Origin of the sequence: Bradyrhizobium sp. 191 (assembly GCF_023100985.1) — a bacterium.
GTDB lineage: Bacteria > Pseudomonadota > Alphaproteobacteria > Rhizobiales > Xanthobacteraceae > Bradyrhizobium > Bradyrhizobium diversitatis.
In genome coordinates, this window is the sequence record NZ_CP064692.1 from 7,838,871 (window position 1) to 7,860,780 (window position 21,910).

The window sequence follows — 21,910 nt, forward strand, 5'->3', positions numbered from 1 at the left end:
AACTCACATGCTTGATCTCGCAATCGTAGGCGGCGGCCCCGGCGGGCTGATGAGCGCCTGGTATCTGAAGCGTAAGCTCGGCGATCTCTGCCGCGTCACCATCTACGAGGCCTCCGACCGGCTGGGCGGCAAGATCGTCACGCGCAAATTCGATTCGGCGCCCGCGATGTACGAGGCCGGCGTTGCCGAGATCTACGACTACTCGATGACGGGCCCGGACCCGCTGCGCGAGCTGATCCAGCATTTCGGCCTCCAGACCATTCCGATGGACGCCGAGCAGGTGCATTTCGGCGGCGAGCTCCTCAATGACGTGCCCGGCATGCGCCGCAAATACGGCGCCAAGACCGCGGCCGCGATCGAGACATTCCGCGAGCGCTGCACCGAGCTGATGTCGCCGATTGAATATTACGAGGGCGTCGGCGCGCACGACAACGAGAATCCCTGGGCTTACAAGACCGCCGAGCAGGTGCTCGACGAGGAGGTCGAGGACGAGACGGCAAAGCGTTTCTTCAAGGTCATGGCCCGCTCCGACATCGCGACCGAGAGCCACAACACCAACGGTCTCAACGCGCTCAAGAACTATCTGATGGATGTCGACGGCTATATCGGCCTCTATTCCATTCAGAACGGCAACGAGCAGCTGATCGAGTGCCTGCAGTCGGAGGTCAACGCCGACATCCAGCTCAATCACCGCGTGCTCACCGTCGGCAAGGCGCCGACCGGCCGCTATCAGCTCAAGATGATGAACGGCAAGGGACCGGAGACTCGCGACTTCGATCTCGTCCTGGTCTGCCTGCCGCATTCCTGGCTCGCCACCCTCAGCTGGGAGGGCGAGCAGCTGCGCAAGTCGATGGTCAAGCACGTCGCCTATTTCGATCGCCCCGCGCACTATCTGCGCGTCTCGATCCTGTTCGACGAGCCGTTCTGGGGCGAGAAGATTCCGGGCGCCTGGTTCATGTCGGAGGCTTTCGGCGGCTGCTGCGTCTACAACGAGGGCGCACGCCACGACGTCGGCAAGCATGGCGTTCTGAACTGGCTCATTCCGGGCTCCGACGCGCTGGCTTTCGCCAATCTGTCGGACCAGGAGCTGATCGATGCTGCCCTGAAATCGCTGCCGGCTTCTCTCGGCGATGCGCGTTCGCATTTCATGGAAGGCAAGATCCACCGCTGGCTGTCGTCGGTGAACGCGATTCCCGGCGGTCTGCCCGTGCGCGACGTGATGACCAACCACCGGCCCGAGCCGAAGGAGCATCCCGGCATCGTGGTTGTCGGCGACTACCTGTTCGACTCGACGCTGAATGGCCTGCTCGATTCTTCGGATGCGGCGACCGACATCATCCTGACCGAGATGATGCGCCTGCGCCGCGAGCGCGCACAAGACGACAAGCCGCTGTCGGACAAGATCGACCGCGACTATTTCGAGAATTATCGCGGCCTCGGTCCCTACCACGAGGCGTGGCAGCACTTCACCGACCCCGATTACCTCAGCAGGCTGATCGGGATCGTCTGGGGCAAGGCAACGGGCGCCAAGCTACTGGTCGCGGGGGCCGCCAGCGGCGAACTGGTCGGCGCGTTGCGCGATCGCGGCATCGATGCGTGGGGAATCGAGAACAACCGCGCCATCCACGCCAAGACGCCGAAAGCGCTGAAGAAGTACAACAAGCTCGGCTCGATCACCGACATGCCGTTCAAGGACGGCACGTTCGACTTCGTGTTCGAGACCAGCCTCTGCCACGTTTCCCCGAAGCAGGTGGCCCGTGCGATCCGCGAGCTCAACCGCGTCGTCAAGACCGGCCTCGTGTTCGGCTCGATCACCTCGGACATGGCGCCGGCGCTGATCGACCGCTACGACCTGCTGCGCGGAGTCAAGAAGCTCGGCACCTGGTGGGAGTGGTCCGAACTGTTCTTCGGCAATGGCTTCGACCTGTCGATGCACCGCAAGGATTGCACCGATGCGCTCTGGGAGGCGACGCTCGCCGCCAACAAGGGACCGGGGCAGTGGTACGCCGACGCCGACAGTTTGCGCTATTCCTTCTTCGACAAGGTCGAGGACGAGGACTAGCCGCGGGACGCGGATCGATTGGCCAATTGTTTTGCCGAATTCATCCTGATCGCATAGAATCGGTGCAATAGCGGTTGCCGCTATTCCTGCATTCTCTGCGGTCATGCCGGCCGTCAGCATCGGTTGGTTTCATGGCGTCCAAGCCTCCCTCGCCCGACAAACAGAAGCTCGCCGCGGAAGAGGCGGCCGAGCTCGACGACAAGCTCGCCTCCGCTGCCAAGCCAGACCTCGAAGACGACGAGGACGGTGAAGACGAGGGGGACGACGAGCTGGAGCGCGACGAGGACGATGAGGACGAGGATCTCGTCGTCTTCACCGCGAGCGAAGCCGCCGGCGCGCTCGCGACCATCGTCGGGTTCGTCAGGCCCTATCTGACGAACTACAAGCGGATGCTGTCATTCGTGGCGTTCGGCGTCTTCGTGGAGACGCTGTTCAACGTCATCATGCCGCTAAGTCTCAAGTTCCTGATCGACGAAGCGCTCGGCGAGGAGGATTTCCAGGCGCTGTACAAGATCCTCGGCGTGCTTGCGGTCGCCGGCATCTTTACCTCGATCGTTGCCGTCTGGTACGAGCGCTGGGATGCGCGGCTCGCCGCCTGCATCATCTCCGACGTCCGCAAGCGCCTGTTCGAGCACGTCCAGGACCTGCCGGCGGCTTATTTCGGCCGCACCAGGCGCGGCGAGATCCTGTCGCGCTTCTCGGTCGACCTCTCGGCCTTCGAAGGCTCGGTCAAGACCTTTGCCAACAGTGCCGCGCTGCCGTTCCTGGAACTGGTGGCCGGCATCATCCTGATGCTGTTCCTGAACTGGCAGCTCGCCGTCGTCGCGCTGCTGGTGTTTCCGATCACGCTGATCGGCCCGCGGATCCTGACGTCCAAGGCGGTGCAGGCCAACTACGAGCAGAAGCTCAACGAGTCGGCGCTGCTCGGCATGGTGCAGGAAAACGTGGCCGCCCAGGCTGTGATCAAGGCGTTCAGCCTGCAACGCAAGATGTTCGGCTTCTTCGCCTTGCGCAACGACGAGACCCGAAACAAGATCGCCTCGGCCGCGTTCCTCTCGACCATGGTGGAGCGGACGGTCACCATCTCGGTGCTCCTCCTGCACCTCGTGGTGCTCGCGATCGGCGCGTATCTCGCGACCAAGGGCCAGATCACCATCGGCACCTTCGTCACCTTCGAGAGCGCGTTCTGGGAGGTTTCCTACAACATCGCTCATGTGATGCATTTCATCCCGGTGTCGATCTCGTCGGCCGCCGCGATCCGCCACATCCAGGAACTGCTCGACGAGCCGACCCGGAGCGCCGATCGTCCCGGCGCGCCCGATCTGCCGCGTATCACCAACGACATCACTTTCGATCACGTCACCTTCCGGTACGAGGGCAGTCAGACGCCGGTGCTGGACAATCTCAGCCTCAAGCTCAACGCCGGCAAGCGCATCGCGATCGTCGGTCCGAGCGGCTCCGGCAAGAGCACGCTGCTCAACCTGATCCTGCGGCTCTACGTGCCCGACGAAGGCCGCGTCGCCATCGACGGCGTCGACGTTCGCAAGGTGACGCTGGATTCGCTGCGCCGGAGCATGGCGGTGGTGTTCCAGGAGAACATGCTGTTCAACATGTCGATCCGCGAGAACATCCGGCTCGGCAAGGAGGGGGCGACCGACGCGGAGGTGGAGGATGCCGCCAAGAAGGCCGAGATCCACCGCTACATCATGAGCCTGCCGCAGCGATACGACACGCCGGTCGGCGAGCGCGGGGACACGCTGTCTGGCGGCCAGCGCCAGCGCATCGCAATCGCACGCGCAATCATCCGCAACCCGTCCGTACTGCTGCTGGACGAAGCCACCTCGGCGCTCGACCAGACCACGGAGGCCGCGATCAACCGCACGCTGCTCAAGATCGCCAAGGGCCGCACCATGATCTGGTCGACTCACCGCCTGACGTCGGTGGTCGAGATGGACGAGATCATCGTGATTTCAGGGGGCAGGGCGATCGAGCGCGGCTCCCATGCCGAATTGCTCGCCAAGAACGGTACCTATCGCAAGCTGTGGAACGACCAGATCCACCAGCCGCATGGCGCGCCGGCTCGCGACGACAGAAACGACGACGACGAAGACGATGACGAAGAGGAGTGACCGGGGCCGGGCACTGCAGCTCCGGCTCGGTGATTCCCGGATGCAAATCGTTCGGCCGGAGCGGAGCCGCTGATTCTTGGTTTCCTTAGGTTGGCCGCAGCAACTCCCGCCGATCGATCCACGCTGCCCGGAGATCGCTGGCGCGACCGGGTGTCACGGCAGGCGATTGCCCTGGATCTCCGCCGCAGAAGGCGGATTCGTTCATAAGCCGGGAAAAGAGCTTCGGTTTGGTAATAAAAGTATATTTAATCCGGGCATAATGTCGTCGGAGTTGACGGAGCGGGCCTTTCGTTCAACGAACGGGCTGGCGTGGCGAGGGCACCGAAGAAGCTATTTCTGCAGGCGCAGGAAGCGCTTTCTGACTGTCGTTTCGCCTTGACTGGACCGATTCTCGCCTATAGAAAGCGCCTCACTTAACGACAGGCGGTGAGCATCGCCAGCGTCGGAACGGGCCACCCGTTGATCCCAAAGGACCAGTTCCACGAGGGATCGCTCAAGGCGGGCACCAACCTCGACGAATGCCGCTCAAACGCTGTCGATCATAGCTAGGCAATGCCAGTGCGATTTTAGTTCTCTTGAGCACGTTCTCTTGAGATCGAATTCGGATGCATGACCTCGGTGCACGGGCCGCGGCTTTACGCCGAGCGGCCTCGATACTGCGGTCCTCTGTGGCGTCGAAGCGCTTTCCGCTCGGTGATGGAGCGGTTGGCGCAATTTCGCTTTGTGCGGATTGTTCGCATGAGGCGGCCTCGTCGGGCGGGTGGCTCGAAAGAATTTGCGGTTCCGGCGACGGGCCGCGGCAAGACAGCGGGCCCGGAAGGGGCCGCGGCAGAACAAAGGGTAAGGCCAGGATGCCGACGATCAACCAGCTGATCGCTCAACCGCGTGAAGTGCAGAAGTCGCGCAAGAAGGTGCCGGCGCTGCAGCAGTCGCCGCAGAAGCGTGGTGTTTGCACCCGCGTCTACACCACGACCCCGAAGAAGCCGAACTCGGCGCTTCGTAAGGTCGCCAAGGTGCGCCTGACCAACGGCTTCGAGGTGATCGGCTACATCCCCGGTGAGGGCCATAACCTCCAGGAGCACTCGGTGGTCATGATCCGCGGCGGTCGCGTCAAGGACTTGCCGGGCGTGCGCTACCACATCCTCCGCGGCGTTCTGGATACCCAGGGCGTCAAGAACCGTAAGCAGCGTCGTTCGAAGTACGGCGCCAAGCGTCCGAAGTAAGCGGGAACCAGGTCCATGTCTCGTCGCCATTCTGCTGAAAAGCGTGAAGTCCTTCCCGATCCGAAGTTCGGGAACATCATCGTCACGAAGTTCATGAACTCGGTGATGTACGCCGGCAAGAAGTCGGTCGCCGAAGGTATCGTCTACGGCGCGTTCGGCATCATCGAAAGCAAGACCAAGCAGAACCCGCTCGGCGTGTTCGAGCAGGCGCTCGAGAATGTCATGCCGACCATCGAAGTGCGCTCCCGTCGCGTCGGCGGCGCGACCTACCAGGTTCCGGTCGAGGTTCGTTCGACCCGCCGTCAGGCCTTGGGCATCCGCTGGCTGATCGCGGCTGCGCGCGAGCGCAACGAGAAGACGATGACCGAGCGGCTCTCGGCGGAGCTCCTGGACGCATCGAACAACCGCGGGAACGCCGTCAAGAAGCGCGAAGACGTGCACCGCATGGCGGAAGCCAACCGCGCCTTCTCGCACTATCGCTGGTAACGGCGCCACACTCGGACTCGCAAGGAACGACCCATGCCACGCCAACATGCCATCGAGGATTACCGTAACTTCGGTATCATGGCGCATATCGACGCCGGCAAGACCACGACGACCGAGCGCATCCTCTATTACACCGGCAAGAGCCACAAGATCGGCGAAGTGCACGAAGGTGCCGCGACGATGGACTGGATGGAGCAGGAGCAGGAGCGTGGCATCACGATCACTTCGGCTGCCACCACCGCGTTCTGGAACGGCAAGCGCCTGAACATCATCGATACGCCAGGCCACGTCGACTTCACCATCGAGGTCGAGCGCAGCTTGCGCGTGCTCGACGGCGCCGTCTGCGTGCTCGACTCGAACCAGGGCGTCGAGCCCCAGACCGAGACCGTCTGGCGCCAGGGCGACAAGTACAAGGTTCCGCGCATCGTCTTCGCCAACAAGATGGACAAGATCGGTGCGGACTTCTTCAAGTGTCTGGCGGACATCGTCGACCGTCTGGGCGCCAAGCCCGTCGCAATCCAGCTTCCGATCGGTGCCGAGAACAACTTCAAGGGTCTCGTCGACCTCGTGAAGATGCAGGGCGTCGTCTGGAACGATGAATCGCTCGGCGCCAAGTTCGACTACGTTGACATTCCGGAAGACCTCGTCGACCAGGCCAAGGAATACCGCGAGAAGATGGTGGAAGCCGCCGTCGAGCTCGACGATGACGCCATGGCCGCCTATCTCGACGGCAAGGAGCCGGACGAGGCGACCCTGAAGCGTCTGATCCGCAAGGCGGTGCTGACCGGCGCGTTCTATCCCGTGCTGTGCGGCTCGGCCTTCAAGAACAAGGGCGTGCAGCCGCTGCTTGACGCCGTCGTCGACTACCTGCCGTCGCCGCTCGATGTGCCCGCGATCAAGGGCACCGACGACAAGGGCAACGAAGTCGTGCGCAAGGCGGACGACAAGGAGCCGCTGGCGCTGCTCGCGTTCAAGATCATGGACGACCCGTTCGTCGGCACCATCACCTTCTGCCGCATCTATTCCGGCGTGCTGCAGAGCGGCACCGGCGTCGTGAACTCGACCCGCGAGAAGAAAGAGCGCATCGGGCGCATGCTGTTGATGCATGCGAACAACCGCGAGGACATCAAGGAAGCCTATGCCGGCGACATCGTCGCGCTGGCCGGCCTGAAGGAAGCGCGCACCGGTGACACGCTGTGCGATCCCGACAAGCAGGTCATCCTGGAGAAAATGGAATTCCCCGAGCCGGTCATCGAGATCGCGATCGAGCCGAAGTCCAAGGCCGACCAGGAGAAGCTGGGCGTGGCGCTGGCCAAGCTCGCGGCCGAGGATCCGTCCTTCCGCGTGTCGACCGACCACGAGTCCGGCCAGACCATCCTCAAGGGCATGGGCGAACTCCATCTCGACATCAAGGTCGACATCCTCAAGCGCACCTACAAGGTCGACGCCAACATCGGCGCGCCGCAGGTGGCTTTCCGTGAGCGCGTCACCAAGCGGGTGGAGCACAGCTACACCCACAAGAAGCAGACCGGCGGCACCGGCCAGTTCGCGGCCGTGTCGTTCATCGTCGAGCCGAACGAGCCCGGCAAGGGCTACGAGTTCGAATCGAAGATCGTGGGCGGCGCGGTGCCGAAGGAGTATATCCCCGGCGTCGAGAAGGGTCTGGAGAGCGTGCTGTCGTCCGGCGTGGTCGCGGGCTTCCCCGTGGTCGACGTCAAGGTGCAGCTCGTCGACGGCAAGTATCACGACGTCGACTCGTCGGCGCTCGCCTTCGAAATCGCTTCGCGCGCCTGCTTCCGCGAAGCGCTGCAGATGGGCAAGTCCGTTCTGCTCGAGCCGATCATGAAGGTCGAAGTGGTGACCCCGGAAGACTACACCGGCTCGGTCATCGGCGACCTGAATTCCCGGCGCGGTCAGATCCAGGGACAAGACATGCGCGGCAACGCCAACGTCATCAACGCGATGGTGCCGCTCATGAACATGTTCGGTTACGTGAACAATCTGCGCTCGATGAGCCAGGGTCGCGCGACCTTCACCATGCAGTTCGACCACTACGCAGAAGCGCCGGCCAACGTGTCGGCAGAAGTCCAGAAGAAGTTTGCCTGATTGTCGTCGGTCTCAAGCTGACGATTGAACGGAGAGTCAAATGGCCAAAGCAAAGTTTGAACGTAACAAGCCGCACTGCAACATCGGCACCATCGGTCACGTCGACCATGGCAAGACGTCGCTGACCGCGGCGATCACCAAGATCCTCGCCGAGACCGGCGGTGCGACGTTCACCGCGTACGACCAGATCGACAAGGCGCCGGAAGAGAAGGCCCGCGGCATCACCATCTCGACCGCGCACGTCGAGTACGAGACGCAGAACCGCCACTACGCCCACGTCGACTGCCCCGGCCACGCCGACTACGTGAAGAACATGATCACCGGCGCCGCCCAGATGGACGGTGCGATCCTGGTCGTGTCCGCCGCTGACGGCCCGATGCCGCAGACCCGCGAGCACATCCTGCTCGCCCGCCAGGTCGGCGTTCCCGCGCTCGTCGTGTTCCTCAACAAGTGCGACATGGTCGACGATCCGGAGCTGCTCGAGCTCGTCGAACTCGAAGTCCGCGAACTGCTCTCGAAGTACGAATTCCCGGGCGACAAGATCCCGATCATCAAGGGTTCGGCGCTCGCCGCTCTCGAAGATTCCGACAAGAAGCTCGGCCACGACGCTATCCTCGAACTGATGCGCAACGTCGACGAGTACATCCCGCAGCCGGAGCGTCCGATCGACCAGCCGTTCCTGATGCCTGTTGAAGACGTGTTCTCGATCTCGGGCCGCGGCACCGTGGTGACCGGCCGTGTCGAGCGCGGCGTCGTCAAGGTCGGCGAGGAAATCGAGATCGTCGGTCTGCGCGCCACCCAGAAGACCACCGTCACCGGCGTTGAAATGTTCCGCAAGCTGCTCGATCAGGGCCAGGCCGGCGACAACATCGGCGCGCTGCTCCGCGGCACCAAGCGCGAGGACGTCGAGCGCGGCCAGGTTCTGGCCAAGCCCGGTTCGGTCAAGCCGCACACCAAGTTCAAGGCTGAGGCCTACATCCTCACCAAGGAGGAGGGCGGTCGCCACACTCCGTTCTTCACCAACTACCGTCCGCAGTTCTACTTCCGCACCACCGACGTGACCGGTGTCGTGCACCTGCCGGAAGGCACCGAGATGGTGATGCCGGGCGACAACATCGCGATGGAAGTGCACCTGATCGTGCCGATCGCGATGGAAGAGAAGCTCCGCTTCGCGATCCGCGAAGGTGGCCGCACCGTCGGCGCCGGCGTCGTCGCCTCGATCATCGAGTAACAAGCGAATAGGGAATGGTGAGTGGCGAATAGGGGATTCTATTCGCTACTCGCTACTCGCCACTCACTAGAGAAAGCACGGCAATGAACGGCCAAAACATTCGTATCCGTCTCAAGGCGTTCGACCATCGTATCCTCGATACGTCGACCCGTGAGATCGTGAACACGGCGAAGCGCACCGGCGCGCAGGTCCGCGGACCCATTCCGCTGCCCACGCGCATCGAGAAGTTCACCGTCAACCGTTCGCCCCACGTGGACAAGAAGAGCCGCGAACAGTTCGAGATGCGCACCCACAAGCGCCTGCTCGACATCGTCGATCCGACCCCGCAGACCGTCGATGCTTTGATGAAGCTCGACCTGGCCGCCGGTGTCGACGTCGAGATCAAGCTCTGAGCAAGACCCCGAGGAGTGGGCACCGGTTCTCGGACCGGGACTTGCTCACTACGAAGATTAGCTAGTCCGCAAGGACAGAAAGAACAGGAAGCAAGCCGATGCGCTCCGGAGTGATCGCACAAAAGGTCGGGATGACGCGGGTCTTCACGGAGGCCGGCGAACATATCCCCGTGACCGTGCTGAAGCTCGGCAATTGCCAGGTCGTAGGTCACCGTACCGAAGAGAAGAACGGTTACGTCGCGCTCCAGCTTGGTTCTGGCAGCCGCAAGACCGTTTACATGCCGAAGGCGGAGCGCGGCCAGTTCGCGATCGCCAAGGTCGAGCCGAAGCGCCGGGTCGAGGAATTCCGGGTCAGCGCGGATGCGATGATCCCGGTCGGCGCCGAGATCCAGGCGGATCACTTCGTCGTCGGTCAGTTCGTCGACGTCACCGGCACCTCGGTCGGTAAGGGCTTCGCCGGCGGTATGAAGCGCTGGAACTTCGGCGGTCTGCGCGCCACGCACGGTGTGTCGATCTCGCACCGCTCGATCGGTTCGACCGGTGGCCGTCAGGACCCCGGCAAGACCTGGAAGAACAAGAAGATGCCCGGCCACATGGGTGTCGACCGCATCACCACGCTCAACCTTCGCGTCGTCCAGACCGATGTCGAGCGCGGCCTGATCCTCGTCGAAGGCGCCGTTCCCGGCTCCAAGGGCGGTTGGATCCGCGTGCGCGACGCCGTCAAAAAGCCGCTGCCGAAGGAAGCTCCGAAGCCCGGCAAGTTCAAGGTTGCTGGCGACGCGGAAGCCGCTCCGGCTGCGCAGGAGGCGTGAGATGGAATTGAAGGTCACCACCCTCGAAGGTAAGGAAGCCGGCTCGGTCCAGCTCTCCGACGCCATTTTCGGTCTCGAGCCGCGCGAGGACATCATCGCGCGCTGCGTGCAGTGGCAGCTCAACAAGCGCCAGGCCGGCACGCACAAGGCCAAGGGTCGCGCCGAGATCTGGCGCACCGGCAAGAAGATGTACAAGCAGAAGGGCACCGGCGGTGCTCGTCACGGCTCGGCCCGCGTGCCGCAGTTCCGCGGCGGCGGCCGTGCCTTCGGTCCGGTGGTGCGTTCGCACGCCACCGACCTGCCGAAGAAGGTCCGCGCGCTCGCTCTGAAGCATGCGCTCTCGGCCAAGGCCAAGGACGGCGATCTCGTCGTGATCGAGAAGGCCGCGCTGGAAGCCGCCAAGACCAAGGCGCTGCTCGGTCACTTCTCGGGCCTCGGGCTCACCAACGCGCTGATCATCGACGGCGCCGAGCTCAACAACGGTTTTGCCGCTGCGGCCCGCAACATTCCGAACATGGACGTGCTGCCGATCCAGGGCATCAATGTCTATGACATCCTGCGCCGTCAGAAGCTCGTTCTGACCAAGGCCGCCATCGATGCGCTGGAGGCGCGCTTCAAATGACGAAGAACATCGAGCCTCGCCACTACGACGTGATCCTGTCGCCGGTCGTGACCGAAAAGGCGACGATCGCCTCGGAGCACAACAAGGTGCTGTTCAAGGTGGCCGCAAAGGCGACCAAGCCGCAGATCAAGGAAGCGATCGAGAAGTTGTTCGACGTCAAGGTCAAGAGCGTCAACACGTTGGTCCGGAAGGGCAAGACCAAGGTCTTCCGCGGCAATCTCGGCTCGCAGTCGAATTCCAAGCGCGCGATCGTGACCCTCGAAGAGGGTCACCGGATCGACGTGACCACCGGTCTGTAAGGTCGTACGACGATGGCACTAAAGACATTCAATCCCACGACGCCCGGCCAGCGCCAGCTGGTCATGGTCGATCGTTCGGCCCTGTACAAGGGCAAGCCGGTCAAGGCGCTCACCGAGGGCAAGAAGTCCTCGGGCGGCCGCAACAACACCGGCCGCATCACCGTGCGTTTCCGCGGTGGCGGTCACAAGCAGACGCTGCGTACCGTCGATTTCAAGCGCGAGAAGGTCGACGTCCCCGCGACCGTCGAGCGGCTGGAGTACGATCCGAACCGCACCGGCTTCATCGCGCTGATCAAGTATCAGGACGGCGAGCAGGCCTACATCCTGGCGCCGCAGCGCCTGGCCGTGGGTGACACGATCGTCGCCGGCAACTATGTCGACGTGAAGCCGGGCAACGTCATGCCGCTCGGCAACATGCCGGTCGGCACGATCATCCACAACATCGAGGTCAAGATCGGGAAGGGCGGCCAGCTCGCCCGTTCCGCAGGCACCTATGCCCAGCTCGTCGGGCGCGACCAGGACTACGTCATCATCCGCCTGAATTCGGGCGAGCAGCGCCTTGTGCACGGCCGCTGCCGCGGCACGATCGGCGCGGTGTCGAACCCGGATCACATGAACACCTCGATCGGCAAGGCCGGTCGCAAGCGTTGGATGGGCCGCAGGCCGCACAACCGCGGTGTCGCGATGAACCCGATCGACCATCCGCACGGCGGTGGTGAAGGTCGTACCTCGGGCGGCCGTCACCCGGTCACCCCGTGGGGCAAGCCGACCAAGGGCAAGAAGACCCGTACCAACAAGTCGACCAACAAATTCATTCTCCTAAGCCGCCACAAGCGGAAGAAGTAAGGAACGCCGGACATGGTTCGTTCAGTCTGGAAAGGCCCGTTCGTCGAGGGTTCTCTGCTCAAGAAGGCAGATGCCGCGCGCGCGTCCGGCCGTCACGACGTCATCAAGATCTGGAGCCGTCGCTCGACGATCCTGCCGCAGTTCGTCGGCCTGACCTTCGGCGTCTACAATGGGCAGAAGCACGTGCCGGTGGCCGTGAACGAGGAAATGGTCGGTCACAAGTTCGGCGAGTTCTCGCCGACCCGGACCTTCCATGGCCACTCCGGCGACAAGAAAGCCAAGAAGGCTTGAGGATTAAACGATGAGCAAACCTAAGCGCGAACGGAGCCTCGCCGACAACGAGGCCAAGGCGGTCGCCCGGATGCTGCGGGTGAGCCCGCAGAAGCTCAACCTGGTCGCCCAGCTCATTCGCGGCCGGAAGGCGTCTGCCGCGCTCGCTGACCTGCAGTTTTCGCGCAAGCGGATCGCGGTCGACGTCAAGAAGTGCCTGGAATCGGCGATCGCCAATGCCGAGAACAATCATGACCTCGACGTCGACGATCTCGTCGTGGCGCAGGCCTTCGTCGGCAACGGCCTCGTGATGAAGCGCTTCGCCGCCCGCGGCCGCGGCCGCTCGGGCCGTGTGTACAAACCGTTTTCGCAGCTGACGATCATCGTTCGTCAGGTCGAAGCTGAAGCCGCTTAAGGGCGCAGGAGAACACGATGGGTCAAAAGATCAATCCGATCGGTCTGCGTCTCGGCATCAACCGGACCTGGGATTCCCGCTGGTTCGCCGGCAAGCAGGAATACGGCAAGCTGCTGCACGAGGACGTCAAGATCCGCGAGATCCTGCACAAGGAGCTCAAGCAGGCGGCCGTCGCCCGCATCGTGATCGAGCGTCCGCACAAGAAGTGCCGCGTCACCATCCACTCGGCCCGTCCGGGCGTGGTGATCGGCAAGAAGGGCGCCGACATCGACAAGCTGCGCAAGAAGGTCGCGGACATCACCTCGTCCGACGTCGTCATCAACATCGTCGAGATCCGCAAGCCGGAGCTCGATGCGACGCTGGTGGCCGAGTCGATCGCGCAGCAGCTGGAGCGCCGCGTGGCGTTCCGCCGTGCCATGAAGCGCGCCGTGCAGTCGGCGATGCGTCTCGGCGCGGAGGGCATCCGCATCAACTGCTCGGGACGTCTGGGCGGCGCGGAAATCGCGCGCATGGAGTGGTACCGCGAAGGCCGCGTGCCGCTGCACACGCTGCGCGCCGACATCGACTACGGCGTCGCGACCGCGTTCACGACCTTCGGCACCTGCGGCGTCAAGGTCTGGATCTTCAAGGGCGAGATCCTCGAGCACGATCCGATGGCCCAGGACAAGAGAATGGCCGAAGGCGAGACCGGCGGCAGTGGTGATCGCGGTGGCCGTCAGCGCCGCGAGACGGCCGCTGCCTAAGGCCAGACAGGAATTTGAGGGCTTAAAGCCATGATGCAACCTAAGAAAACGAAGTTCCGGAAAGCGCATAAGGGCCGCATCCACGGCGTTGCGTCTTCGGGCGCGACGTTGGCGTTCGGCCAGTTCGGCCTGAAGGCGACCGAGCCTGAGCGCGTCACCGCGCGCCAGATCGAAGCCGCCCGTCGGGCGCTGACCCGTCACATGAAGCGCGCCGGCCGCGTCTGGATCCGCGTGTTTCCCGACGTTCCGGTGTCCAAGAAGCCCGCCGAAGTCCGCATGGGTTCCGGCAAGGGTTCGCCGGAATTGTGGGTCGCGCGCGTCAAGCCGGGCCGGGTGCTGTTCGAGATCGACGGCGTCAACACCCAGACCGCGCGTGAGGCGCTGACCCTGGCGGCCGCCAAGCTGCCGATCAAGACGCGTTTCGTCGAGCGCATTGCGGAGTAATGGCCATGGCCCAGATGAAGATCGAAGACATCCGCGCGATGAGCCCCGACCAGCAGGATGACGCCATCCTGAACCTGAAGAAGGAGCGCTTCAACCTGCGCTTCCAGCGCGCCACCGGGCAGCTCGAGAACACCTCGCGCCTGCGCGAGGCCCGCCGTGACATCGCCCGGATCAAGACCGTCGCCGCGCAGACGCGCGCCAAGAAGAAGTAAGAGGCTTACGAAGATGCCGAAACGTACTTTGCAGGGCGTGGTCGTCAGCGACAAGCAAGCCAAGACCATTGTGGTGCGTGTCGATCGCCGCTTCACGCACCCGATCTACAAGAAGACCATCCGCCGGTCGAAGAACTATCACGCGCACGACGAGAGCAACGAGTTCAAGCCGGGCGACATGGTGTGGATCGAGGAAACGAAGCCGATTTCGAAGTTGAAGCGCTGGGTCGTGATCCGGGGCGAACACAAGAAAAGCGCCTGATCTGTTGGCTCTAGCCGACTGACTTCAGGGAAATGTTGAGCGCCGGCTGGGCTGGCGCAAAGAGAAAGAGGACGAGGTGCATCAATGATTCAGATGCAGACCAACCTCGACGTGGCCGACAATTCTGGCGCACGCCGTGTCATGTGTATCAAGGTGCTCGGGGGCTCCAAGCGCCGCTACGCCACGATCGGCGACATCATCGTCGTGTCGATCAAGGAAGCGATTCCGCGTGGCAAGGTGAAGAAGGGCGACGTGATGAAGGCCGTTGTGGTGCGCGTCCGCAAGGACATCCGCCGCGCCGACGGTTCGGTCATTCGCTTCGACCGCAACGCCGCCGTGCTGATCAACAACCAGTCCGAGCCGGTCGGCACCCGTATCTTCGGGCCCGTGCCGCGCGAGCTGCGCGCCAAGAACCACATGAAGATCATCTCGCTCGCGCCGGAGGTGCTGTGATGGCTGCGAAGATCCGCAAGGGCGACAAGGTCGTCGTGCTGACCGGCCGTGACAAGGGCCGCACCGGCGAAGTGTTCGAGGTGCGCCCCGACGCCGGTACCGCGCTCGTGCGCGGCATCAACGTGGTCAAGCGTCATCAGAAGCAGACGCAGGCCCAGGAGGGCGGCATCATCTCGAAAGAGGCGCCGATCCAACTGTCCAACATCGCGTATGTCGGCAAGGACGGAAAGCCGACCCGCATCGGATTCAAGATTCTGGCGGACGGCAAGAAGGTCCGCATCGCCAAGAGCTCGGGAGCTGAGATCGATGGCTGAGGCCGCTTACACGCCGCGCCTGCGCGCGGAATATGATGCGAAGATCCGCACGGCTCTGACCGAGAAGTTCGGCTATGAGAACGTGATGCAGGTTCCGCGCCTGGACAAGGTCGTGCTGAACATGGGCGTTGGCGATTCCGTCAACGACCGCAAGAAGGCCGAGACCGCCGCTGCCGAGCTGACCCAGATCGCCGGCCAGAAGGCGATCGTGACCTATTCGCGTATCGCGATCGCGACCTTCAAGCTGCGTGAGAACCAGCCGATCGGTTGCAAGGTCACGCTGCGCAAGGCTCGCATGTACGAGTTCATCGATCGCCTGGTGACGGTCGCGCTGCCGCGCGTCCGCGACTTCCGCGGCCTGAACCCGAAGAGCTTCGACGGCCGCGGCAACTACTCGCTCGGCATCAAGGAGCACATCATTTTCCCCGAGATCGACTTCGACAAGGTCACGGAAGCCCGCGGTATGGACATCACCGTCTGCACCACGGCCAAGACCGACGAAGAGGCGAGGGCCTTGTTGACCGCTTTCAATTTCCCGTTCCGGCAGTGAGACGCTGACCTAGAGCCTCTCAAACGCGGATACCCAGGAGCCAAGCATGGCAAAGAAGAGTTCAGTCGAGAAGAACAACAGGCGCAAGCGGATGGTGAAGAACGCCGCCGCCAAGCGCGAGCGGTTGAAGGCGATCATCGCCGACAAGACGCTGCCGATGGAAGAGCGGTTCGCCGCGACCCTGAAGCTGGCGGAAATGCCGCGCAACTCGTCGGCGACCCGCATCCGCCTGCGCTGCGAGCTGTCGGGCCGCCCGCGCTCGAACTACCGCAAGAACAAGCTGTCCCGTATCGCGCTGCGCGATCTTGGCTCCAAGGGCATGGTCCCGGGCCTCGTGAAGTCCAGCTGGTAAGGAGGGTCGTTTAGATGTCTACGCACGATCCAATCAGCGATCTGATCACTCGTATCCGCAACGCGCAGATGCGTTCGAAGACCAAGGTCTCCACGCCCGGCTCGAAGATGCGCGAGAACGTGCTCGAGGTTCTGAAGTCCGAAGGCTACATCCGCGGTTACGCCACGCTCGAGCATTCCTCGGGCCGCAGCGAGATCGAGATCGAGCTGAAATATTTCGACGGCGAGCCCGTCATTCGCGAGATTGAACGCGTTTCCAAGCCCGGGCGCAGAGTCTACGCCTCGGTGAAGAATCTGCCGCGGGTGAACAACGGACTCGGCATTTCGGTGTTGTCGACGCCGAAGGGGATCATGGCCGACCACAGCGCGCGCGATGCGAATGTGGGCGGTGAAGTCCTCTTCACGGTGTTCTGAGAAGGATTTTTCATCCATGTCACGTGTTGGCAAAAGGCCTGTGGCGGTGCCGTCGGGCGTTACCGCGACCGTCGATGGGCAGACCGTCAAGATGAAGGGGCCGAAGGGTCAGCTTCAGTTCGTCGTCCACGACGACGTCGAGGTGAAGCTCGAGAACGGCCAGATCAAGGTCAAGCCGCGAGCCGAGACCAACCGCGCGCAGGCGCTGTACGGTACTGCTCGCGCCCAGGTCGCGAATCTGGTCGAAGGCGTCACCAAGGGCTTCGAGAAGAAGCTCGAGATCACCGGCGTCGGCTATCGCGCCGCGATGCAGGGCAAGAACCTGCAGCTCGCGCTGGGCTACAGTCACGACGTGATCTATCCGATCCCCGAGGGGATCACGATCACCGTGCCGAAGCCGACCGAGATCACGGTGGCGGGCAGCGACGTCCAGCGCGTCGGACAGGTCGCCGCCGAGATCCGCTCCTATCGTCCGCCGGAGCCCTACAAGGGCAAGGGCGTCAAGTATGTGGGCGAATTCATCTTCCGCAAGGAAGGCAAGAAGAAGTAACGGAGCCGGTCATGTCGAAAGCCAAGGTTACGAATGCCCGGCGCAAGCGGAGTGTGCGGCTGAAGCTGCGCCGTTCCGCCGGCGGCCGTCCGCGCCTGTCAGTGTTCCGCTCGTCCAAGCACATCTACGCCCAGGTCATCGACGACCTGAAGGGCGAGACGCTGGCCTCCGCCTCCTCGCTCGAGAAGTCGATGCGCGACGGTGGCAAGACCGGCGCCGACATCGATGCGGCGAAGGCGGTCGGCAAGTTGTTGGCCGAGCGCGCGGCCGAGAAGGGCGTCAAGGAAGTCGTGTTCGATCGCGGCAGCTATCTCTACCACGGGCGCGTCAAGGCTCTGGCCGACGCGGCGCGTGAGAGCGGGCTGAGCTTCTAACAGAATTTGAGGATTGGGGCGCAAGCCTCTGAAGGATTGGAAAAACCATGGCAGCTGAACGCGAACAACGTGGTGGACGCGATCAACGCGGCGGCGGACGTGAACGCAGGGAGCGCGAGGAGCGCGACAGCGAGTTCGTCGACAAGCTCGTCCACATCAACCGCGTGGCCAAGGTCGTCAAGGGCGGCAAGCGCTTCGGTTTCGCAGCGCTGGTCGTGATCGGCGACCAGAAGGGTCGTGCCGGCTTCGGTCACGGCAAGGCGCGCGAGGTGCCCGAGGCGATCCGCAAGGCGACCGAGTCCGCCAAGCGCAACCTGACGCGCGTGTCGCTGCGCGAGGGCCGCACGCTCCATCACGACATCGCCGGCCGTCATGGCGCGGGCCGTGTCTACCTGCGTGCAGCTCCGGCCGGTACCGGCATCATCGCCGGCGGTCCGATGCGCGCCGTGTTCGAAACGCTCGGCGTCCAGGACGTTGTGGCGAAGTCGATCGGCTCGTCGAACCCGTACAACATGGTGCGCGCGACCTTTGACGCGCTGAAGCATCAGGATTCGCCGCGCTCGGTCGCTGCCCGCCGCAACATCAAGGTGTCCACCCTCCAGTCCCGCCGTATCGGTGGCGACGCAGAGGCGGCTGCCGACTAACGGAAGCTTTTCGGAGTAGACCACGATGGCCAAGGCCGCAAAGACGATCAAGCTCGAGCAGACCGGCAGCGCGATCCGCCGCCATCACTCGCAGCGTTCGACGCTGATCGGGCTCAAGCTCAACAAGATCGGCCGTATCAGCGAACTGCCGGACACCCCGGCGGTCCGCGGCATGATCGAGAAGGTTCACCATCTCGTCCGCATCGTCGACGAGAAGTAAGCAAAGGCGCACGATCCCGAAGAGCGGGAAGCGGTTTTCGGTGAAGATCGTGCGCAAGACACAAGGAGAAGGGCGATGAAGCTCAGCGATATCGCCGACAACGCCGGCTCGCGCAAGAAGCGTATGCGCGTCGGCCGCGGCATCGGTTCCGGCAAGGGCAAGCAGTCCGGCCGCGGCGGCAAGGGCCAGACCGCGCGTTCGGGCGTGCGCATCAAGGGTTTCGAAGGCGGCCAGATGCCGATGCATCGCCGTCTGCCCAAGCGCGGCTTCAACAACATCTTCCGCGTCGAGTTCGCCGAGATCAATCTCGACCGGCTCCAGGAAGCGGTCGATGTCAAGAAGATCGACGCCGGCAGCGTCGTGAACGTCGAGGCCCTGGTGAAGGGCGGCGTGCTGCGCCGCGCCAAGGGCGGCCTGCGGCTGCTCGGCCGCGGCGAGCTCAAGTCCAAGCTCAACATCGAAGTGCATGGCGCCACCAAGACCGCAATCGCGGCGGTCGAGAAGGCCGGCGGCTCGGTGAAGATCCTCGCCCCTGCCAAGGAAGAAGGCGAGGCGGCGTAACAACTGCGTCATTGGCCCGCGGCTCGCGGGCCTTTACGCATGCGGGACGTGGACTTATCGAAGCCGAGCCCCAGATAATGTCCGGCGTCCGCTCAAGCATGATCCGGAAAAGTGTGAAGCGGTTTTCCGAGAAGATCATGCTTAAATGACAACCTAGAGCGCGATGATGAGGCATCCTAGTTTCGTCGCGCTTTAGTAGCCCGGCCGCGGGCATGACGGCGCAACAGGCGGCGGGAGAAAGTCAAAGATGGTCTCTGCAGCGGAACAACTGGCAGCCAATCTCAATTTCGGCGCGTTTGCCAAGGCCGACGAACTGAAGAAGCGCATCTGGTTCACCCTGGGTGCGCTGCTCGTTTATCGGCTCGGGACCTACATCCCGCTGCCCGGCATCGATCCGAACATCTGGGAACAGGTGTTCCGATCGCAGGCGGGCGGCATCCTCGGCATGTTCAACATGTTCGCCGGTGGCGGCATCCACCGCATGGCGATCTTTGCGCTGAACATCATGCCGTACATCTCGGCCTCGATCATCATCCAGCTCCTCACCACCGTCTCGCCGCAGCTCGAGGCGCTGAAGAAGGAGGGCGAGGCGGGCCGCAAGACGCTGAATCAGTACACCCGCTATCTGACGGTCATCCTGGCCGCATTCCAGTCCTACGGGATCGCGGTAGGCCTCGAAGGCGCCGGCAACGTCGTCAGCGAGCCCGGAATGTTCTTCCGCCTGTCCACGGCGATCACGCTGACCGGCGGCACCATGTTCCTGATGTGGCTGGGCGAGCAGATCACCTCGCGAGGCATCGGCAACGGCATCTCGCTGATCATTCTCGCCGGCATCGTCGCCGAGCTGCCCGCGGCGCTCGCCAGCATGCTCGAGCTCGGCCGTCAGGGTGCGATGTCGACCGGCCTGATCCTGGTCGTCATCATCATGGCGGTCGCCGTGATCGCCTTCATCGTGTTCATGGAGCGCGCGCAGCGCCGCCTCCTGATCCAGTATCCGAAGCGCCAGGTCGGCAACAAGATGTTCGAGGGCCAGTCCTCGCATCTGCCGCTCAAGCTCAACACCTCGGGCGTGATCCCGCCGATCTTCGCGTCCTCGCTGCTCTTGCTGCCGACCACGGTGGCGAACTTCAATGCGGGCAGCGGGCCGGAATGGTTCCAGTGGATCAACACCCAGCTCGGCCATGGTCGCCCGCTGTTCCTGATCATGTATCTGGCGCTGATCGTGTTCTTCGCGTTCTTCTACACCGCGATCGTGTTCAACCCGACCGAGACCGCGGACAATCTGAAGAAGCACGGCGGCTTCATTCCGGGCATCCGCCCGGGCGAGCGCACCGCCGAATATATCGACTACGTGTTGTCGCGCATTACCGTGCTCGGCGCGATTTATCTGGCGATCGTCTGCCTGATTCCCGAGATCCTGATCTCCTACGCGTCGGTGCCGTTCTATTTTGGCGGCACCTCGCTGCTGATCGTCGTCAGCGTCACCATGGACACCGTGGCGCAGGTCCAAGGCTATCTGCTGGCGCACCAGTACGAAGGCCTGATCCGGAAGTCCAAGCTGCGGGGGCGCCGCCGCTAAGTACAGAGTCGCTCGAGAGGCGGCGCGACCGCGCCGCCGATTCGCCGCTCGAGCAATGCGCGGCGCCGCAGAGGCGATCAGTCAGCGGCTCGGTCGCATGAGCAGAGACGCTCCCACGTCGATGCAATCACTGATTTCAAAGGCCTTCTTGGCGTCCGGCCATTCGCTCCCCTATGATATGGGTAGCGGTGCGGCGCCGATTATGGTTTGCACTGTTCTTGATCTTCAAACGCAGGTGCGCGACGTATCGCTCACCAATCCGGGGGGGCGTACGCCGATGAGAATTATACTTCTGGGACCGCCGGGGTCGGGCAAGGGGACCCAGGCGCAACTTTTGGTGCAGCGTTACGGCATCCTCCAGCTCTCGACCGGCGAGATGCTGCGCGCGGCGGTTGCGGCCGGAACGCCGGTCGGGCTGAAGGCCAAGGAGATCATGGCCGGTGGCGGCCTCGTTCCGGACGATGTCGTGGTCGGAATCATCTCCGACCGGATCGACCAGCCGGACGCCAGGAACGGTTTCATCCTCGATGGTTTCCCGCGCACCGTGCCGCAGGCCGAGGCGCTGGATGAGCTGCTCAAGCAGAAGCATCTCAAGCTCGACGCCGTGATCGAGCTCCGCGTCAACGAGAGCGCGCTCCTGAGCCGCGTCGAGACCCGTGTCGCCCAGATGCGCGAGCGCGGCGAGGAGGTCCGGGTCGACGACACCCCTGAGGTCCTGACCAAGCGGTTGGCCAGCTATCGCAGCCAGACGGAGCCGCTGATTCACTATTATTCCGAGCGTCGGAAGCTCTCGACCATCGACGGCATGATGGCCATCGATGAGGTCACCCGCGCCATCCACCGCCAGCTTCTGGCGCTCGGCGCGGTCGAGCCCAAGACCCACTCGAGAAGCGCGGCCAAGACGGCGCCGGCCAAAAAGGCCAAGGCGGCGAAGAAATCGGCCAAAAAGCCGGCGAAGGCAGCCAAAAAGGCGGTCAAATCGGCCAAAGCCGCCAAAAAGGCGGCCAAGAAAGCCGTGAAGGGTTCCAGGACTGCTACCAAGACTGCGACCAAGACCGCGACCAGGAAAACGGCCAAAAAGGCCGCAAAAACGACCGCCAGGAAGGCCGTCAAAAAGGGTGCCAAAAAGACCGCAAAAAAGGTCACGAAAAAGCGAGCCAAGCGCTAGCAGCGGTTGACGAAAGCCCCTGGAATCCCCTAATAAGCCCCGCATCCAAGTCGGATAGTTTCAGACGATGCCGGGCCCCAGGAAGACCGGGGGTGGGCGTCGTGTTCGCGTTTGTGAACACCTGCCCGAGAACACAAGCACTTAAAGCCCGATCCTGACGAGGATCGGCGACAGGAGA

29 protein-coding genes are annotated in these 21,910 nt (G+C 63.3%); all 29 read left to right on the forward strand.

Annotated features, from left to right (window positions below; genetic code table 11):
- Positions 1 to 7: 7 nt before the first annotated feature.
- The 29 genes from IVB23_RS36930 (at position 8) to IVB23_RS37070 (ending at position 21,732) form a co-directional block, all read left to right on the forward strand.
- On the forward strand, positions 8 to 2,062 hold the full coding sequence (locus IVB23_RS36930) for an FAD-dependent oxidoreductase (protein ID WP_247801925.1): 2,055 nt from the start codon (positions 8 to 10) through the stop codon (positions 2,060 to 2,062).
- Between the two features lie 131 nt (positions 2,063 to 2,193).
- The gene (locus tag IVB23_RS36935) at positions 2,194 to 4,191 is read left to right on the forward strand and encodes an ABC transporter ATP-binding protein (RefSeq protein WP_061876884.1); all 1,998 of its coding nucleotides are present in this window, start codon (positions 2,194 to 2,196) and stop codon (positions 4,189 to 4,191) included.
- Positions 4,192 to 5,042: 851 nt separating this feature from the next.
- Positions 5,043 to 5,414, forward strand: coding sequence for a 30S ribosomal protein S12 (rpsL, locus tag IVB23_RS36940; protein WP_007603006.1), 372 nt, complete (start codon positions 5,043 to 5,045; stop codon positions 5,412 to 5,414).
- A gap of 15 nt (positions 5,415 to 5,429) precedes the next feature.
- Complete coding sequence (rpsG, locus tag IVB23_RS36945) at positions 5,430 to 5,900, forward strand: 30S ribosomal protein S7 (RefSeq protein ID WP_018647239.1); 471 nt, start codon at positions 5,430 to 5,432, stop codon at positions 5,898 to 5,900.
- Positions 5,901 to 5,933: 33 nt separating this feature from the next.
- Positions 5,934 to 8,006 carry an elongation factor G gene (gene fusA, locus IVB23_RS36950; protein WP_197968314.1) on the forward strand — a complete coding sequence of 691 codons (2,073 nt, stop codon included), beginning with the start codon at positions 5,934 to 5,936 and terminating at the stop codon, positions 8,004 to 8,006.
- Between the two features lie 40 nt (positions 8,007 to 8,046).
- Complete coding sequence (gene tuf / locus IVB23_RS36955; RefSeq protein WP_028177965.1) at positions 8,047 to 9,237, forward strand: elongation factor Tu; 1,191 nt, start codon at positions 8,047 to 8,049, stop codon at positions 9,235 to 9,237.
- 83 nt (positions 9,238 to 9,320) lie between these two features.
- Positions 9,321 to 9,629, forward strand: coding sequence for a 30S ribosomal protein S10 (gene rpsJ / locus IVB23_RS36960; RefSeq protein WP_002712302.1), 309 nt, complete (start codon positions 9,321 to 9,323; stop codon positions 9,627 to 9,629).
- Between the two features lie 98 nt (positions 9,630 to 9,727).
- Positions 9,728 to 10,441, forward strand: a complete 714-nt coding sequence (gene rplC / locus IVB23_RS36965) for a 50S ribosomal protein L3 (RefSeq protein ID WP_247801926.1) — start codon at positions 9,728 to 9,730, stop codon at positions 10,439 to 10,441.
- 1 nt (position 10,442) lies between these two features.
- Entirely contained in the window at positions 10,443 to 11,063 is a 621-nt protein-coding gene (gene rplD / locus IVB23_RS36970; protein WP_018647243.1) for a 50S ribosomal protein L4, read from the forward strand.
- On the forward strand, positions 11,060 to 11,362 hold the full coding sequence (locus tag IVB23_RS36975; RefSeq protein ID WP_008136362.1) for a 50S ribosomal protein L23: 303 nt from the start codon (positions 11,060 to 11,062) through the stop codon (positions 11,360 to 11,362). Before rplD ends, IVB23_RS36975 begins: the two co-directional genes overlap by 4 nt.
- Before the next feature lie 12 nt (positions 11,363 to 11,374).
- Entirely contained in the window at positions 11,375 to 12,208 is an 834-nt protein-coding gene (gene rplB, locus IVB23_RS36980; RefSeq protein ID WP_028177967.1) for a 50S ribosomal protein L2, read from the forward strand.
- 12 nt (positions 12,209 to 12,220) lie between these two features.
- Positions 12,221 to 12,499 carry a 30S ribosomal protein S19 gene (gene rpsS, locus IVB23_RS36985; RefSeq protein ID WP_008136357.1) on the forward strand — a complete coding sequence of 93 codons (279 nt, stop codon included), beginning with the start codon at positions 12,221 to 12,223 and terminating at the stop codon, positions 12,497 to 12,499.
- Positions 12,500 to 12,509: 10 nt separating this feature from the next.
- The gene (gene rplV, locus IVB23_RS36990) at positions 12,510 to 12,893 is read left to right on the forward strand and encodes a 50S ribosomal protein L22 (RefSeq protein WP_061876882.1); all 384 of its coding nucleotides are present in this window, start codon (positions 12,510 to 12,512) and stop codon (positions 12,891 to 12,893) included.
- Positions 12,894 to 12,910: 17 nt separating this feature from the next.
- Positions 12,911 to 13,636 carry a 30S ribosomal protein S3 gene (gene rpsC, locus IVB23_RS36995; RefSeq protein WP_061876881.1) on the forward strand — a complete coding sequence of 242 codons (726 nt, stop codon included), beginning with the start codon at positions 12,911 to 12,913 and terminating at the stop codon, positions 13,634 to 13,636.
- A 30-nt stretch (positions 13,637 to 13,666) separates the two neighbouring features.
- On the forward strand, positions 13,667 to 14,080 hold the full coding sequence (gene rplP / locus IVB23_RS37000; protein ID WP_008136349.1) for a 50S ribosomal protein L16: 414 nt from the start codon (positions 13,667 to 13,669) through the stop codon (positions 14,078 to 14,080).
- Between the two features lie 5 nt (positions 14,081 to 14,085).
- On the forward strand, positions 14,086 to 14,292 hold the full coding sequence (gene rpmC, locus IVB23_RS37005; RefSeq protein WP_011088144.1) for a 50S ribosomal protein L29: 207 nt from the start codon (positions 14,086 to 14,088) through the stop codon (positions 14,290 to 14,292).
- A 13-nt stretch (positions 14,293 to 14,305) separates the two neighbouring features.
- Positions 14,306 to 14,554, forward strand: coding sequence for a 30S ribosomal protein S17 (rpsQ, locus tag IVB23_RS37010; RefSeq protein WP_028177969.1), 249 nt, complete (start codon positions 14,306 to 14,308; stop codon positions 14,552 to 14,554).
- An 84-nt stretch (positions 14,555 to 14,638) separates the two neighbouring features.
- On the forward strand, positions 14,639 to 15,007 hold the full coding sequence (rplN, locus tag IVB23_RS37015; protein WP_007603030.1) for a 50S ribosomal protein L14: 369 nt from the start codon (positions 14,639 to 14,641) through the stop codon (positions 15,005 to 15,007).
- A complete protein-coding gene (rplX, locus tag IVB23_RS37020; protein ID WP_028177970.1) occupies positions 15,007 to 15,321 on the forward strand; it encodes a 50S ribosomal protein L24 in 315 nt (104 codons plus the stop codon). Before rplN ends, rplX begins: the two co-directional genes overlap by 1 nt.
- Entirely contained in the window at positions 15,314 to 15,871 is a 558-nt protein-coding gene (gene rplE, locus IVB23_RS37025; protein ID WP_018647250.1) for a 50S ribosomal protein L5, read from the forward strand. Before rplX ends, rplE begins: the two co-directional genes overlap by 8 nt.
- Positions 15,872 to 15,917: 46 nt before the next feature.
- On the forward strand, positions 15,918 to 16,223 hold the full coding sequence (gene rpsN / locus IVB23_RS37030; protein WP_024342455.1) for a 30S ribosomal protein S14: 306 nt from the start codon (positions 15,918 to 15,920) through the stop codon (positions 16,221 to 16,223).
- Between the two features lie 14 nt (positions 16,224 to 16,237).
- The gene (gene rpsH / locus IVB23_RS37035; RefSeq protein WP_018322269.1) at positions 16,238 to 16,636 is read left to right on the forward strand and encodes a 30S ribosomal protein S8; all 399 of its coding nucleotides are present in this window, start codon (positions 16,238 to 16,240) and stop codon (positions 16,634 to 16,636) included.
- A 16-nt stretch (positions 16,637 to 16,652) separates the two neighbouring features.
- Positions 16,653 to 17,186 carry a 50S ribosomal protein L6 gene (gene rplF / locus IVB23_RS37040; RefSeq protein ID WP_061876880.1) on the forward strand — a complete coding sequence of 178 codons (534 nt, stop codon included), beginning with the start codon at positions 16,653 to 16,655 and terminating at the stop codon, positions 17,184 to 17,186.
- 11 nt (positions 17,187 to 17,197) lie between these two features.
- Positions 17,198 to 17,560 (forward strand): 50S ribosomal protein L18, encoded by a 363-nt coding sequence (rplR, locus tag IVB23_RS37045; RefSeq protein ID WP_024342458.1) that lies wholly within the window; start codon positions 17,198 to 17,200, stop codon positions 17,558 to 17,560.
- Positions 17,561 to 17,607: 47 nt separating this feature from the next.
- Positions 17,608 to 18,204: a 30S ribosomal protein S5 gene (gene rpsE, locus IVB23_RS37050; RefSeq protein WP_014494507.1), complete on the forward strand. Its 597-nt coding sequence runs from the start codon at positions 17,608 to 17,610 to the stop codon at positions 18,202 to 18,204.
- 25 nt (positions 18,205 to 18,229) lie between these two features.
- Positions 18,230 to 18,424: a 50S ribosomal protein L30 gene (gene rpmD, locus IVB23_RS37055; RefSeq protein WP_027554162.1), complete on the forward strand. Its 195-nt coding sequence runs from the start codon at positions 18,230 to 18,232 to the stop codon at positions 18,422 to 18,424.
- A gap of 75 nt (positions 18,425 to 18,499) precedes the next feature.
- Positions 18,500 to 18,985: a 50S ribosomal protein L15 gene (gene rplO, locus IVB23_RS37060; RefSeq protein WP_247801927.1), complete on the forward strand. Its 486-nt coding sequence runs from the start codon at positions 18,500 to 18,502 to the stop codon at positions 18,983 to 18,985.
- Positions 18,986 to 19,232: 247 nt separating this feature from the next.
- Positions 19,233 to 20,564, forward strand: a complete 1,332-nt coding sequence (gene secY / locus IVB23_RS37065) for a preprotein translocase subunit SecY (protein ID WP_028177975.1) — start codon at positions 19,233 to 19,235, stop codon at positions 20,562 to 20,564.
- 277 nt (positions 20,565 to 20,841) lie between these two features.
- Positions 20,842 to 21,732 (forward strand): adenylate kinase, encoded by an 891-nt coding sequence (locus tag IVB23_RS37070; RefSeq protein WP_247801928.1) that lies wholly within the window; start codon positions 20,842 to 20,844, stop codon positions 21,730 to 21,732.
- Positions 21,733 to 21,910: the final 178 nt, after the last annotated feature.